Raw genomic sequence first — 14,972 nt, forward strand, 5'->3', positions numbered from 1 at the left:
CTGATTACTTCTTCGCGGCGGCCAGCGACTCGCGCGCGGCCTCGACGACGTGCTCGGTGGTGATGCCGAACTTCTGGAAAAGGGTCTTGTAATCGGCCGATGCACCGAAGTGCTCGATCGCGACCGAGCGGCCGGCGTCGCCGACGATGCCCGCCCAGCTGAGCGCGGAGCCGGCCTCGACCGACACGCGGGCCTTCACCGACGACGGCAGCACCGACTCGCGGTACGCCTCGTCCTGCTCGGCGAACCACTCGAGCGAGGGGGCCGACACGACGCGGGCGTGGACGCCCTCGGCGGCGAGCTTCTCGCGCGCCTCGACGGCCAGCTGCACCTCGGAGCCGGTGGCGATGAGGATCACGTCGGGCTCGCCGTTCGCGGCCTCGGCCAGGACGTAGGCGCCCTTGACCGCGCCTTCGGCGGAAGCGAGCTCGTCACCGGATGCCGCGCCCTCGCCGCGGGCGAAGACGGGGATGTTCTGGCGGGTCAGGGCGATACCGGCGGGGCCGGCGGTGCGGCGCAGCATCTCGAGCCAGACCACGGAGGTCTCGTTGGCATCCGCGGGACGCACGAGGGCGAAGTTCGGGATGGCGCGGAGCGTGGCGAGCTGCTCGATCGGCTGGTGCGTGGGGCCGTCCTCACCGAGGGCGACGGAGTCGTGCGTCCAGACGAAGATCGTGGGGATGTTCATCAGCGCGGCCAGACGCACCGGCGGGCGCATGTAGTCGCTGAAGATGAGGAAGGTGCCGCCGAAGGGGCGCGTGGGCCCGTGCAGCACGATGCCGTTGAGGATCGCGCCCATCGCGTGCTCGCGGATGCCGAAGTGCAGCACGCGGCCGTAGGGGTCGCCCGACCACTCGTGCGTCGACCACGACGCGGGGATGAAGGACTTTGCATCCTTGATCGTCGTCAGGTTCGACTCGGCGAGGTCGGCCGAACCGCCCCAGAGCTCGGGGAGCTCGGCGGCCAGGGCGTTGATGACCGTGCCGCTGGCGGCGCGGGTCGAGACGTCCTTGCCCGCTTCGAAGGCGGGGAGCGCGTCGGCGATGCCCTCGGGCAGTTCGCGGGCCTGCAGGCGGTCCCACAGCTGCTTGCGCTCGGGGTGGGCCTCGGCCCACGCGTCGAACTTCTGCTGCCAGGCGGCCTTCTCGGCCTCGCCGCGCTCGACCAGCTTGCGCGTGTGGGCGAGGACGTCGTCGGCGACGGCGAAGTGCTGCTCGGGGTCGAAGCCGAGCACCTCCTTCGTGGCCTTCAGCTCGTCGGCGCCGAGGGCCGAGCCGTGGATCTTGCCGGAGTTCTGCTTGCCGGGGGAGGGCCAGCCGATGATCGTCTTGAGGATGATGAGCGAGGGCTTGCTCGTCTCGCCCTTCGCGGCCTCGATGGCGCGGTGCAGCTCGGCGACGTCTTCGACGTACTCGCCGGTCTTCTTCCAGTCGACGGTCTGGACGTGCCAGCCGTAGGACTCGTAGCGCTTCTGGACGTCCTCGGTGAAGGCGACGTTGGTGTCGTCCTCGATGGAGATCTGGTTGGAGTCGTAGATGGCGATGAGGTTGCCGAGCTCCTGGTGGCCGGCGAGAGAGGAGGCCTCGCTGGTCACGCCCTCCTGCAGGTCGCCGTCACCGGCGATGACGTACACGTAGTGGTCGAAGGGGCTCTCGCCGGCGGGGGTCTCGGGGTCGAAGAGACCGCGCTCGTACCGGGCGGCGTAGGCGAAGCCCACCGATGAGGCGAGGCCCTGGCCGAGGGGGCCGGTGGTGATCTCGACGCCGTCGGTGTGGCCGTACTCGGGGTGGCCGGGGGTCAGCGAGCCCCAGGTGCGCAGGGCCTCGAGGTCCTTCTTCTCGAGGCCGAAGCCGCCGAGGTACAGCTGCACGTACTGCGTGAGCGAGGAGTGACCGACCGACAGGATGAAGCGGTCGCGACCCGGCCAGTGGGTGTCCGCGGGGTCGTGGCGCATGACGCGCTGGTAGAGCAGGTAGGCGGCGGGTGCGAGCGACATCGCGGTTCCGGGGTGGCCGTTGCCCACCTTCTCGACGGCATCCGCCGCGAGGATGCGGGCGGTGTCCACCGCGCGCCGATCGATGTCATCCCATTCGAAGTCCGACAACAGGGTCGCCTTTCTCGATACTGAGCGCCCGGGTTCACTTCCGACGCCGCACTCACCACCGTAGGAGTGGGAGAGGGGTGGGGTGTCGGCGCGGGGCGCGCGTTCATCGCCAGCATAGCGAGATCGCCGCCGCAGGTTGCGGCGCGTGACGGGGGTCGACAGACGGCCGAGCGTGTGGTGGCGATGGCATAGAATCGTGGAGGTTCTATACGCGCTACCCCGGGGGACGATGGACATCTCGACGACGTCGCACGTCATTGCGACGACCGATCGCCGCTCCGTCGGACGCACCCTCCGGGCCTACGTCGCACTGACGAAGCCCCGCGTCCTCGAGCTTCTTCTCGTGACCACCGTGCCGGTGATGATCCTGGCACAGGGTGGTCTGCCGAACCTGTGGCTGATTCTCGCCACCGTGATCGGCGGCTCGCTCAGCGCGGGCTCGGCGGCGGCGTTCAACATGTACCTCGACCGCGATATCGACGCGCACATGCAGCGCACCGAGAACCGTCCGCTGGTCACCGGCGAGGTCTCGCCGCGCGGTGCGCTGACCTTCGCGTGGACGCTCGCCGTCGTCTCGACGGTGTGGCTGTGGGCGTTCACGAACCCGCTCGCGGCCGGTCTGTCGGCCGCGGCGATCTTCTTCTACGTCGTGATCTACACGATGATTCTCAAGCGCCGCACCGAGCAGAACATCGTCTGGGGCGGCATCGCGGGATGCTTCCCGGTGCTGATCGGCTGGTCGGCGGTCACCGGTTCGCTGTCTCTCGCGCCGTTCATCCTCTTCGCGCTGGTGTTCCTCTGGACGCCGCCGCACTACTGGCCGCTGTCGATGAAGTACGCCGCGCAGTACGACGAGGTCGACGTGCCGATGCTGGGTGCGACCCGCAGTGGTTCGCAGGTGGGCCTGCAGGTCATCCTGTACGCGTGGGCCACCGTGGCGTGCTCGCTGCTGCTCATCCCCGTCGCGCCCATGGGCCTGGTGTACACCGTCTCGGCCCTCGTCTTCGGCGGCTGGTTCATCTACGAGTCGCACCGCCTGTACTCGCGCGCCGTGCGCGGGGGCGAGCCCCGGCCGATGCGCGTGTTCCACGCCTCGATCACGTACCTCACGCTGCTGTTCGTCGCGATCGCCGTCGACCCGCTGCTGCCTTTCTGAGCTGATTCGACGAGCGCCCGTCCCCGTCGCGGGCGGGCGCTTTCGTTCCCGGATGCCGGCTCCCCGGCCTCGCCGGAACGTTCGCGGAACCGTCGAAAGACGCGTTCGGACTCGGGCGTTCGCGATGCGCGATGTCGCTGGTCGCCGTGTCCGAACCACCCGGCCTCACGACAGGGGGCGGAGCCTCCCGCCGCGGCAAACCTATTGCCCACCCACCCGGGACGGGCCCCGACGCCTGCGCCGGCATCGCTATCGCCGCATGCGAAAGCGCCCGCCCCTGACGGGAACGGGCGCTTTCGGCTCGCTATCGCCGCATGCGAAAGCGCCCGCCCCCTGACGGGAACGGGCGCTTTCGACTCGCGGGGTCAGCGACGCGTGATGTCGTCGCCCGTGTCGAGCTTCGGCGCGTCGTGATTGGCGGACGCGGCGGCCTGCGGGGGAGCGGTCGCGGTCGAGGGCGTCTCGACGTCGGCGTCCTCCACCGCGAGGGGCGTGGCGGTCGTCGCCGGTGCGAACGCGGCGGCCGGGGCGGCGGCCTCGGGGGCCGTCTCGTCGTCGTTGTTCCAGTCGATGGTCTCGATCGCGACGTCGGGGCGGCGGGTGAGCGCGGAGGCGGCGGCGAGGGCCAGCCACAGAGCGATGCCGATCGCGCCCGCGCCGAGGACGGCGGCGCCGACGACGACCCACGACTGGCCGACGTAGACCTGCACGACGGTGGCGTTGGGGTCGTTGAGCACCTGCTCCATCGCGTCGATCCCGTTCAGGACGATCGCGAGACCGCCGACGATGGCGGCGATGGACGCGACCACGAGCACCCAGAACGGGATGCTGGTCAGCAGGCGGGGACGAGTCTTCATGGGGAGTGCTCCTTGTCGTTCCGACAGGGGGTGTCGGGCGGCGGGTCTCGACGCGGGGGCGTTGAGACGATGGGCACGGAAGTGCCACGGTCAACCATGACCCATGCGTCGGTGCGCCGTGTAGGGGTCGCCGATGAATCGCCTATGAGCGTATAAGGGGGTCGGCGAGCACCCCGCCGAGCGTCAGCCGCGCGCGGACGCCGTCTCGCGAGCGGCATCCTGACGTCCTGCGACCACGGGCTCCTTCAACCGGAGCACGACGACGGTCATCGTCGCGGCGGCGAGAGCTGCGAGCACCATGTGCGTACCGACGGCGAACTCGGGCAGGCCGTTGCGCGCCTGGTACAGGCCGACGGCGATCTGGACGAGCTCGACGGCGAGAAGGGCGACGGCCCAACGGCGCACGTGCAGGCGCAGGCGCCACGCGGCGACGACCACGACGAGCGTGAGCGCGAACAGCGCGTACCCGGGCCACGAGTGCACGTGCTCGAGCACCTCGGCGTCGAAGCCGTTGCGCACGGAAGCCGCGTCGCCCGAGTGCGGACCCGCACCCGTGGTCAGCACGCCGAACACGATCGTGAGGGCGAGGACGCCGGTCGTCGCGTGGACGAGCCCGGCGAACCAGCCGGGCACCGCACGCCGGCGGGGGCCGGCGGGCTGGTTCATCCGCACGAGGAAGGCGGCGCACACTGCGACGAGCGACACCGAGGCGACGTAGTGGAACCCGACGATGAAGGGGTTGAGGCCGGTCAGCACCGTGATGCCGCCGACGACGGCCTGGGCGACGATCCCGACGAGCACGATGAGCGAGAGCACGAACAGCACGCGGCGCTCGTGCCGCATGCGCCACACCAGCACGACCACGGCGATGGCCAGGATGCCGACGAGTCCCGTGAGCGTCCGGTTGCCGAACTCGATCACACCGTGGATGCCCATCTCCTGCGTGTTGACGAGGGAGTCGGGCGTGCACTTGGGCCAGGTCGGGCAACCGAGGCCGGAGCCCGTGAGCCGCACGGCGCCTCCGGTGCCGATGATGAGGACTTCGGCGATGAACGACAGCCAGGCGAACACGCGCACGCGGCGGTCGACGTCGGTCGGGAGCCAGGCGACGACGCGCCGGAGCGGCGCGGGGACGCGGGACGAGGCGGGCGAGGTCGAGGCGGGGGACATGCGTCTGGCTTCCTGGCATCCATTCGCTCGAGGCTGTCGGGCCGACGGGAGTGCCGTGCCGGGAGCGGGTCTTGCCTGTAGAATCAAAGGGTCCGGGTGCAGCGCTCACGCGTTCGGCACCAGAGACAGTCTAGGCGCGCAGCCAGCGCCTTCGAGCGGGCCCACCAGCGACCTTCCTGAGACTTCGACCGGAGTCCGGAATGTCGGGGCGGATGACACCGTTGTGGCCCGAGAAGGAGAGTGATCACCATGTCCGATGTCCTCATCGACCGACCCGAGCTCGAAAGCCTGGGGCAATACGAATTCGGCTGGCACGACACCGATGCCGCCGGCGCGATTGCGCAGCGTGGAATCAACGAGGACGTGGTGCGCGGGATCTCCGCCCTCAAGTCCGAGCCCGAATGGATGCTGAAGACGCGCCTGAAGGGCTACCAGCTGTTCGGCCGCAAGCCCATGCCCACGTGGGGTGCGGACCTGTCGGAGATCGACTTCGACAACATCAAGTACTTCGTGCGCTCGACCGAGAAGCAGGCCCAGACCTGGGAAGACCTGCCGGAAGAGATCCGCAACACCTACGAGAAGCTCGGCATCCCCGAGGCCGAGCGTCAGCGCCTGGTCGCCGGCGTCGCCGCCCAGTACGAGTCCGAGGTGGTCTACCACCAGATCCGTGAGGACCTCGAGCAGCAGGGTGTCATCTTCATGGACACCGACACCGCCCTGCGCGAGCACCCGGAGTTCTTCGAGGAGTACTTCGGCACGGTCATCCCCGCCGGCGACAACAAGTTCGCCGCCCTGAACACGGCCGTCTGGTCGGGCGGCTCGTTCGTCTACGTCCCCAAGGGCGTGCACGTCGAGATCCCGCTGCAGGCCTACTTCCGCATCAACACCGAGAACATGGGTCAGTTCGAGCGGACGCTGATCATCGCCGACGAGGACAGCTACGTCCACTACATCGAGGGCTGCACGGCTCCGATCTACAAGAGCGACTCGCTGCACTCGGCCGTGGTCGAGATCATCGTGAAGAAGAACGCACGCGTTCGCTACACGACGATCCAGAACTGGTCGAACAACGTCTACAACCTCGTCACCAAGCGCGCCGTCGCCCACGAGGGCGCGACAATGGAGTGGGTCGACGGCAACATCGGCTCCAAGGTGACGATGAAGTACCCCTCCATCTACCTGATGGGCGAGCACGCCAAGGGCGAGACCCTGTCGGTCGCCTTCGCCGGTCCCGGTCAGCACCAGGACGCCGGCGCGAAGATGATCCACATGGCGCCGTACACGCAGTCGTCGATCGTCTCGAAGTCGATCGCCCGCGGCGGCGGTCGTGCCGGGTACCGCGGCGAGGTGCGGGTGGACGCCAACGCGCACCACTCCGCCAACACCGTGCGCTGCGACGCCCTGCTGGTCGACACGATCTCGCGCAGCGACACGTACCCCGCGATCGACATCCGCGTCGACGACGTGCAGCTCGGCCACGAGGCCACGGTCTCGAAGGTCAGCGAAGAGCAGCTGTTCTACCTGCAGTCGCGCGGTATGCCCGAAGACGAGGCCATGGCCATGATCGTGCGCGGGTTCATCGAGCCCATCGCCCGCGAGCTGCCCATGGAATACGCGCTCGAACTCAACAAGCTCATCGAAATGGGCATGGAAGGATCCGTAGGCTAAATGACGACTGCGACCGAATCTCCCGCAGCCGCCGAGGGTCACATCGACCCGGCAGCCCTCGTGGCATCCGTCGTTCCGGTGCAGACGCGCTCGGAGCGTCTCACCTCGTTCGACCCGGCCGACTTCGGCGTCCCCACGGGGCGCGAGGTCAACTGGAAGCTCACGCCCCTCGACCGGCTCAAGCCGCTCTTCGTCGACGAGGCGGGGCCCTCGGGCGCCGTCTCCGTCGAGGTCAGCGCTCCCGCCGCGGTCGAGCAGCTGCGCCTCGCGGCCGGCGACGCCCCGCGCGGTGAGCACTTCCGGCCCGAAGACCTGCCCGCGGCCCTCGCCTGGACGCACGAGACCGAGGCGCCGCTCCTGCGGATCCCCGCGAACGTCGAGCTCGACGAGCCCGTCGTCGTGCGCCTGACCGGCACCGGCGGCCTCGCGCACGCCCACGTCGTCATCGAGGCGCAGCCTAACTCGCGCGGCACGATCGTGCTGCGGCACGAAGGCACCGCGAACCACGCGCAGAACGTCGAGATCCTCGTGCGCGACGGCGCCGACCTCACGGTCGTGTCCGTGCAGCGTTGGAACGACGACGCCGTGCACGCGGCATCCCACCAGGCCCGCGTCGACCGCGACGCCAAGCTCACGCACGTCGTGGTGAGCTTCGGCGGCGGCGTCGTGCGCGTGAACCCCTCGGTGGAGCTTTCGGGCCCCGGCGCCGAGGGGCGCTTGTACGGCCTGTCGTTCTCGGACGCCGGTCAGCACCTCGAGTCGCAGGTCTACCTGCACCACAAGGGCCCGCACACCGTCGGCGACGTGCTCTACAAGGGCGCCCTGCAGGGCGAGAGCGCGCGCAGCGTCTGGATCGGCGACGTCCTCATCGGACCGGATGCCACGGGCACCGACTCCTACGAGGCCAACCGCAACCTCGTGCTCACCGACGGCGCCCGCGCCGACTCGATCCCGAACCTCGAGATCGAGACCGGTGACATCCAGGGCGCCGGCCACGCCAGCGCCACGGGTCGCTTCGACGACGAGCAGCTGTTCTACCTGCAGGCGCGCGGCATCGCCGAGGACGAGGCGCGCCGCCTGGTCGTGCTCGGCTTCCTCAGCGAGATCGTCCAGCGCATCGGCATCCCCGAGCTCGAGATCGAGCTCATCGAGGCCATCGAGAACGAGCTGGCCGCGGGAGCCGAGGCGTGAGCGCCTCGCGCGCCTGCGCCCTCAGCGACCTCACGCAAGACGAGGCGCACCGCGTCGAGATCGACGGCGTCGCCATCGCGGTCGTCCTCGACGGCAACGGCGAGGTCCACGCGATCGGTGATGTCTGCACGCACGGTGACATCTCGCTCTCCGACGGGTTCGTCGAGGGCGAGACCCTGGAGTGCTGGGCCCACGGCTCGGCGTTCTCGCTGAAGACCGGTCGCCCGCTGAACCTCCCGGCCTTCGAGCCGGTGCCCGTGTACGAGGTCGTGATCGACGGAGACGACGTGCTCATCGATCCGTCCGTCACCAAGGCGACGGCCTGAGCCGCGCCCACGACCCCCAGAATTTACGAGTAAGGAACACCATGTCTGTCCTCGAGATCCGCGACCTCCACGTGACGGTCGAGACGGAGAACGGTACGACCCCGATCCTCAACGGCGTGACGCTGACCATGCGCACCGGTGAGACCCACGCGATCATGGGCCCCAACGGCTCGGGCAAGTCGACCCTGGCCTACACGATCGCCGGTCACCCCAAGTACACCGTCACGAGCGGCTCCATCACCCTCGACGGCGAAGACGTGCTGGAGATGAGCGTCGACGAGCGCGCCCGTGCCGGCCTCTTCCTCGCGATGCAGTACCCGGTGGAGATCCCCGGCGTCACCGTCACCAACTTCCTCCGCACCGCCAAGACGGCCATCGACGGCGAGGCTCCGGCCATTCGCTCGTGGACGAAGGACGTCAAGGGCGCCATGGAGAACCTCCGCATGGACCCCAAGTTCGCGCAGCGCAACGTCAACGAGGGCTTCTCGGGCGGCGAGAAGAAGCGCCACGAGATCCTCCAGCTCGAGCTGCTCAAGCCGAAGATCGCCGTGCTCGACGAGACCGACTCCGGCCTCGACGTCGACGCGCTGAAGATCGTGTCGGAGGGCGTGAACCGCGCCAAGGAGCAGACCGACCTGGGTGTGCTGCTCATCACGCACTACACGCGCATCCTGCGCTACATCCGCCCCGACTTCGTGCACGTCGTCGTCAAGGGACGCATCGTCGAAGAGGGCGGGCCCGAGCTCGCCGACCGGCTCGAAGAAGAGGGTTACGACCGTTTCCTCGAGGCCGGGACCCCGATCGACGCGTAGGATCGTTACATGACCGCAACCCTCGCTCCCGAGAAGTACGACGAGGTCACCGAGGCTCTCAAAGACGTCATGGACCCCGAACTGGGGATCAACGTCGTCGACCTCGGCCTCATCTACGATCTCGCGTGGGACGACGAGAACGACGCGCTCGTCATCCACATGACCCTCACCTCGGCCGGCTGCCCGCTGACCGACGTGCTCGAAGAGCAGACCGCCCAGGCCCTCGACAACGTCGTGGAACGCTTCCGCATCAACTGGGTGTGGATGCCGCCGTGGGGCCCCGAACGGATCACCGACGACGGCCGCGACATGATGCGCGCCCTCGGTTTCGCGATCTGAGCCAGAACATCCGCGAACGCCCACCCCTCACGGGTGGGCGTTCGTTGTTTCCGGATGCCGGGACCCCACCGACCCGAAGGCGTCGCGCGCCCGAAGGCAGCGCCCATCCCGCCGTGTGTCCTCCTCTGACGCGCCGGGTGCTCGGCATCCGGTGCTCTCATTAGGCTTTTCGCATGAGCGTTTCCCCTCTTCAGGCCCTGCCGCTCGACCTTCTCCGCCAGCGCAGCAGCACCAAGTGGCGCTCGTACGGCGACGACGTGATCCCGATGTTCGTGGCCGAGACCGACTTCCCGCTGGCGCCCGCGATCACGACCGCCCTGCACCGCGCCGTCGAGATCGGCGACACCGGGTACACGCCGCCGCGGCCGGGGATCGACCTCGACTTCGCCGACTTCGCCGAGCGGCAGTGGGGGTGGCGGCCCGACCCGGCGCGCATCCGGTGGACCGGCGACGTGATGATGGGCGTGGTCGAGGTGCTGCGCGCGGTGACCTCGCCGGGCGATCGGGTGGTGGTCACGCCTCCGGTGTATCCGCCGTTCTACGACACCGTCGAAGAGGCGGGGGCCGTGGTGGAGCGCGTTCCGCTGATCGACGACGGAGAGCGGTGGAGTCTCGACCTCGACGGCATCGAGAAGGCGCTGGCCGACGGCGCTCGGGCCGTGCTGTTGTGCAACCCGCACAATCCCACCGGCACCGTGCACAGGCGTGACTCGCTCGCGGCCCTCGCGCGGCTCGCGCGCCGCTACGGCGCGAGCGTGGTCAGCGACGAGATCCACGCGCCGCTCACGCACGCTCCCGAGGTGTTCACCCCGTTCCTGGATGCCGGCGACGAGGCCGCCGCGGTCGGCTACATCGTGACGAGCGCGAGCAAGACGTACAACCTGGCCGGTCTGAAGTGCGCGGTGATCGTGACCGGCTCCGAGGACACCGCCGCTGTCGTGCGGGGCCTGCCGTGGGAGGTGGAGTGGCGCGCGGGACTGTTCGGCGTCCTCGCCAACCGCGCCGCGTTCTCGGCCGACAGCGACGACTGGCTCGCCTCGCTGCTCGTGGCTCTGGACGACAATCGCCGTCTGCTCGCCGAACTGCTGGTTGAGCACCTGCCCCTCGCGCACTACCGCATTCCCGAGGCGGGATTCCTCGCGTGGGTCGATGTCTCGGCGTACGGCTGGGGCGACAACCCGGCGCCGTTCATCCGGCGCGAGGCGCAGGTGGCCCTGCACCACGGACCCCTGTTCGGGGTCGAGGGGGTGGGGCACGTGCGCATCAACGTCGGCTGCGCGCCCGAGGTGCTGCGCGAGGCGATCGAGCGGATCGGGAAGCTCGTCGACCGCGCCTAGCCCGGCGCGGTAGCTCGCTGTCGAGGCAGCGGCGTGGCGTTTCGAGGGAAGGTAAGGATATCCTTATCTCGTGATCACTGCCACGCGTCCCGCCTACCGCCCGTACGTCGCTGTGGTGAAGGACGCCCGGCGCCTCTCGCCGCACTTCGTGCGCGTGACGTTCACCTCGCCCGACTTCGACGTCTTCGGCACCGACCGGCGCGACCAGCGCGTGAAGCTCGTGCTGCCCGGTCCCGACGGCACGGTCTGCGACATCGGACAGGATGATCCGGATGCCATCGCCGGCGGCGAGTGGTACACCCGCTGGCGCGACCTGCCCGACGAGGAGCGCATGCCGTTCCGTACCTACACCGTGCGCCGGATCGACCCCGAGGCGCTCGAGCTCGACATCGACTTCGTCGTGCACCACGACGCCGGCCCCGCGGGCTCGTGGGCCGAGGCCGCGGCGGCGGGGGACCACCTCGTGGTCGTCGGCCCCGACGCGCGCAGCCTCGAGTCGGCGCAGGGCATCGACTTCCACCCCGGCACGGCTCGCCGGATCGTGCTGGCGGGGGATGAGACCGCCGCTCCCGCGATCTGCGCGGTGCTGGAGGGTCTCGAACCCGGGCTCGAGGTCGACGCGTTCATCGAAGTGCCCGATGTGGACGACGCCCTCCCGGTGCGGAGCGGGAATGCGCGCGTGCACTGGCTCCCGCGCGGCGAACGGCCCCACGGCGAGGCGCTGATCGAGGCCATGGAGGCGTGGACCGCGGCATCCGGAGACGTTCTGGCCCGCGCGGCCGCACCGCGGCCGCAGATCCTCGAGGACATCGACCTCGACGTCGATCTGCTGTGGGACAGCCCGGCCGACGCCGAGGGCGAGTTCTATGCGTGGATCGCGGGGGAGTCGTCGACCGTGAAGCTGCTGCGCCGCATGCTGGTCTCGGGGTGCGGTGTCGACCGCGGCCGGGTCGCGTTCATGGGCTACTGGCGCGCCGGGCAGGTCGAGCGCACGGCGTAGGCGCCCGGCATCACGACGACGAAGCCCCGGCCGAGGCCGGGGCTTCTGCCGTTCTCTGGGCCGGTCAGGCGGTCTGCGCCTGCTCCGGCTCGGCCACGGTGTGGTGCCGGCCGATCGGGATGACCATCGGGCGTCCGGTCAGCGGGTCGGGGACGACGCGGCTGTCGAGGCCGAAGACGCGGCGCACGGTGTCTTCGGTGAGGACGTCACCGGGGTCTCCCGCGGCGATGATCTGGCCCTGGGCCATGGCCACGAGGTGGTCCGCGTAGCGCGCGGCGAGGTTGAGGTCGTGCAAGACCATCGCCACGGTGGTGCCGCGATCGTGGTTGAGGTCGGCGAGCAGGTCGAGGACGTCGATCTGGTGGCTGATGTCGAGGAAGGTGGTGGGCTCGTCGAGCAGGAGCACGTCGGTCTCCTGCGCGAGGGCCATCGCGATCCACACGCGCTGACGCTGGCCACCGCTCAACTCGTCGACGGGGCGATCGGCGAGGTGCGCGACGTCGGTGGCGTCGAGCGCGCGGGCGACCGCGGCGTCGTCGGCGCTGGTCCAGCGCGACAGCGCGCCCTGGTGCGGGTGGCGGCCGCGGCTGACGAGGTCGGACACCGCGATGCCGTCGGGGGCGATGGGTGACTGGGGGAGGAGGCCGAGCACGCGGGCCACCTGCTTGGTGGGCTGGCGGTGGATCGACTTGCCGTCGAGCAGCACCTGACCCGCGGACGGGGTGAGCAGGCGCGCCATGGCCTTGAGCAGTGTCGACTTGCCGCAGGCGTTCGCGCCGACGATCGTGGTCACCTTGCCCGGCGGGATCTGCAGGTCGAGGGTGTCGACGATGGTCCGGTCTCCGTAGCCGAGGGTGACGCCCTCGGCGACCAGGGAGCGCTCGACGGTCATAGCGTGGTTCCTCCGGATCGGCTGCTGCGAACGAGCAGGTAGATGAGATACGGCGCGCCGAGCACGCCGGTGATGACGCCCACGGGCAGGCGCGTCCCGAACGCGTACTGGGCGCAGAAGTCGGCGACGAGCACCAGCAGGGCGCCGACGAGGCCCGCCGGCAGCACGGGGGAGCCCACCGGGCCGAGGAGCCGGACGGCGATGGGACCCGCCAGGAACGACACGAACGCGATCGGTCCTGCGGCGGCGGTGCCGAAGGCGAGAAGGCCCACCGCGGCGACGATGAGCAGCAGGCGGCTGCGCTCGACGGGGAGTCCCACGGCCGCGGCGGTCTCGTCGCCCATCCGCAGGATCTCGAGGCGGCCCGAGAGGGCGAGGAGCAGGGGGCCGAGCACGATGACGGCTCCCGCCACGGGCAGGGCGCGATCCCACGTGGCGTCGTTGAGGTTGCCGGTGATCCAGCGCATCGCGGCGGGGAGGTCGTACTCCGCGGCGCGCGAGATGACGTACGACACGAGCGCCTGGCACATCGCGGCGACGCCGATGCCGATGAGGATCAGCCGCGCGCCCGACCCGCCCTTGCGGTACGCGAGCAGGTAGATGGAGAGCGCGACGATGAGGGCCGCGGCCATGGCGACGATCGACACGGCGGTCTCGCCCCAGCCCAGCACGACGATGCCGAAGACCGCGGCGGCGCTCGCCCCGGTGTTGATGCCGATCACATCGGGACTCGCGAGGGCATTGCGCAGCATCGACTGGAAGACGACCCCGCCCATGCCGAAGCACAGGCCGGTCAGCAGGCCGGTGAGGGCACGGGGGAGGCGCAGCTCGCCGACGGTGAACGACGCGCCCGAAACGCGTTGTCCGGTGAGCACGCCCCAGACCTCGGCGGGCGAGTAGAAGGTCTGGCCGAGCATGAGGGACAGCGCGAACGCGGCGATGACGGCGACGGCGAGGATGGCCGTGACCAGCGTCCAGCGCTGGCGGCGACGACGGCGGCCGGCGACGACGGATGCCAGGGAGGCGGGCGTGGCGCCCGTGACGGCGACCCGGGGGGAGGCGTGAACGCTCACAGGGCCCTCATCTTCTGACGGCGGACGAGGGCGATGAAGAAGGGGGCGCCGATCAGGGCGGTGACGATGCCGACCTCGATCTCTTCGGGGCGGGCGATGACGCGGCCCACGATGTCGGACACGGTCAGCAGGATCGCACCGCCGGCGGCGGAGACGGGGAGGAGCCACCGGTGGTCGACGCCGACGAGGAGGCGGCAGATGTGCGGGACGACCAGGCCGATGAAGCCGATGGGTCCGGCCACGGCCGTCGCGGCACCGCACAGGATGACGGCTCCGGCCGACGCGAACAGGCGCGCGGTGCGCACGCGCGCACCGAGCCCGGCGGCGAGCTCGTCACCGAGGGCGAGGGTGTTGAGCGCGGACGCGCTCGCGAGGCAGATCACGAGGCCCACCAGCAGGAACGGCAGTACCTGCACGATCGTCTCGGGGGTGGCCCCGCCGACGCCGCCGATTTGCCAGAAGCGGAAGACGTTCATGACGTTGATGCGCGGCAGCAGGATCGCGCTGACCAGCGAGCTGAAGGCGACGGCGGTGACGGCTCCGGCGAGGGCGAGGCGCAGGGGGGTGGCCCCGCCGCGGCCGAGCGAGCCGATCGCGTAGACGAAGACGGCGGCGCCGGCGGCGCCGATCATGCCGATCCAGATGTAGTCGGATGCCGAGCTGAGGCCGAAGAACGCGATGCCCGACACGATTGCGAGCGACGCTCCGCCGTTGATCCCGAGGATCTGCGGGTCGGCGAGGGGGTTGCGCGTGGCACCCTGAAGGACGGCCCCGGCGACGGCGAGAGCGGCGCCGACGATCATCGCGAGGATCGTGCGCGGCACCCGCTTGCCGACCGCGGCGGCCGAGGCGGTGTCGGTCGAGCCGGTGAGGCCGGCCCAGATGTCGGCGGGAGCGACGTCGCGGGCGCCGAACGTGACCGAGAGCACCGCGACGACCGCCAGGGCCACGAGGAACAGCACGACCCAGAGCACGCGCCGCCGCCCCCGTCGACGCGGGGATGCGTCGACGGGGGCGGTCGATGCCGGACCGAGACGGGTCATCGCA

The 14,972-nt window shown here is 70.1% G+C and carries 14 protein-coding genes; 8 read left to right on the forward strand and 6 right to left on the reverse strand.

The window, feature by feature from the left end:
* Nucleotides 1-4: 4 nt before the first annotated feature.
* Nucleotides 5-2,104, reverse strand: coding sequence for a transketolase (tkt, locus tag F9B98_RS08835; protein ID WP_150956155.1), 2,100 nt, complete (start codon nt 2,102-2,104; stop codon nt 5-7).
* A gap of 229 nt (nt 2,105-2,333) precedes the next feature.
* Here tkt and F9B98_RS08840 point away from each other — a divergent pair, with 229 nt between their 5' ends.
* A complete protein-coding gene (locus F9B98_RS08840; RefSeq protein WP_150956158.1) occupies nt 2,334-3,260 on the forward strand; it encodes a heme o synthase in 927 nt (308 codons plus the stop codon).
* 365 nt (nt 3,261-3,625) lie between these two features.
* On the opposite strand, the gene F9B98_RS08845 is transcribed toward F9B98_RS08840, so the two are convergent.
* Nucleotides 3,626-4,117: a dinucleotide-utilizing enzyme gene (locus F9B98_RS08845; RefSeq protein WP_150956161.1), complete on the reverse strand. Its 492-nt coding sequence runs from the start codon at nt 4,115-4,117 to the stop codon at nt 3,626-3,628.
* Nucleotides 4,118-4,300: 183 nt separating this feature from the next.
* Nucleotides 4,301-5,287, reverse strand: a complete 987-nt coding sequence (locus F9B98_RS08850) for a COX15/CtaA family protein (RefSeq protein WP_150956163.1) — start codon at nt 5,285-5,287, stop codon at nt 4,301-4,303.
* 249 nt (nt 5,288-5,536) lie between these two features.
* On the opposite strand from F9B98_RS08850, the gene sufB reads away from it, so the two are divergent.
* The 7 genes from sufB (at nt 5,537) to F9B98_RS08885 (ending at nt 11,960) form a co-directional block, all read left to right on the forward strand.
* Nucleotides 5,537-6,955, forward strand: coding sequence for a Fe-S cluster assembly protein SufB (gene sufB / locus F9B98_RS08855; RefSeq protein WP_115918981.1), 1,419 nt, complete (start codon nt 5,537-5,539; stop codon nt 6,953-6,955).
* Nucleotides 6,956-8,146: a Fe-S cluster assembly protein SufD gene (sufD, locus tag F9B98_RS08860; protein WP_150956166.1), complete on the forward strand. Its 1,191-nt coding sequence runs from the start codon at nt 6,956-6,958 to the stop codon at nt 8,144-8,146.
* Nucleotides 8,143-8,472 carry a non-heme iron oxygenase ferredoxin subunit gene (locus F9B98_RS08865; protein WP_150956169.1) on the forward strand — a complete coding sequence of 110 codons (330 nt, stop codon included), beginning with the start codon at nt 8,143-8,145 and terminating at the stop codon, nt 8,470-8,472. The genes sufD and F9B98_RS08865 overlap by 4 nt, the downstream gene beginning before the upstream one ends.
* Nucleotides 8,473-8,513: 41 nt before the next feature.
* Nucleotides 8,514-9,284 carry a Fe-S cluster assembly ATPase SufC gene (sufC, locus tag F9B98_RS08870; RefSeq protein ID WP_150956172.1) on the forward strand — a complete coding sequence of 257 codons (771 nt, stop codon included), beginning with the start codon at nt 8,514-8,516 and terminating at the stop codon, nt 9,282-9,284.
* Between the two features lie 9 nt (nt 9,285-9,293).
* Complete coding sequence (locus tag F9B98_RS08875; protein ID WP_056232125.1) at nt 9,294-9,623, forward strand: metal-sulfur cluster assembly factor; 330 nt, start codon at nt 9,294-9,296, stop codon at nt 9,621-9,623.
* Nucleotides 9,624-9,796: 173 nt separating this feature from the next.
* Entirely contained in the window at nt 9,797-10,960 is a 1,164-nt protein-coding gene (locus F9B98_RS08880; RefSeq protein WP_150956175.1) for a MalY/PatB family protein, read from the forward strand.
* A 70-nt stretch (nt 10,961-11,030) separates the two neighbouring features.
* Nucleotides 11,031-11,960, forward strand: a complete 930-nt coding sequence (locus F9B98_RS08885) for a siderophore-interacting protein (RefSeq protein ID WP_150956178.1) — start codon at nt 11,031-11,033, stop codon at nt 11,958-11,960.
* Nucleotides 11,961-12,024: 64 nt separating this feature from the next.
* Here F9B98_RS08885 and F9B98_RS08890 read toward each other — a convergent pair whose 3' ends face one another.
* The 3 genes from F9B98_RS08890 to F9B98_RS08900 are packed head-to-tail and all read right to left on the reverse strand — an operon-like array spanning nt 12,025 to nt 14,968.
* Nucleotides 12,025-12,852 (reverse strand): ABC transporter ATP-binding protein, encoded by an 828-nt coding sequence (locus F9B98_RS08890; protein ID WP_150956181.1) that lies wholly within the window; start codon nt 12,850-12,852, stop codon nt 12,025-12,027.
* Complete coding sequence (locus F9B98_RS08895) at nt 12,849-13,925, reverse strand: FecCD family ABC transporter permease (protein WP_150956183.1); 1,077 nt, start codon at nt 13,923-13,925, stop codon at nt 12,849-12,851. Before F9B98_RS08895 ends, F9B98_RS08890 begins: the two co-directional genes overlap by 4 nt.
* Nucleotides 13,922-14,968, reverse strand: coding sequence for a FecCD family ABC transporter permease (locus F9B98_RS08900; RefSeq protein WP_150956185.1), 1,047 nt, complete (start codon nt 14,966-14,968; stop codon nt 13,922-13,924). The genes F9B98_RS08895 and F9B98_RS08900 overlap by 4 nt, the downstream gene beginning before the upstream one ends.
* Nucleotides 14,969-14,972 lie beyond the last annotated feature (4 nt).

The sequence above is a fragment of the Microbacterium testaceum StLB037 genome (assembly GCF_008763945.1).
Lineage (GTDB): Bacteria > Actinomycetota > Actinomycetes > Actinomycetales > Microbacteriaceae > Microbacterium > Microbacterium testaceum_G.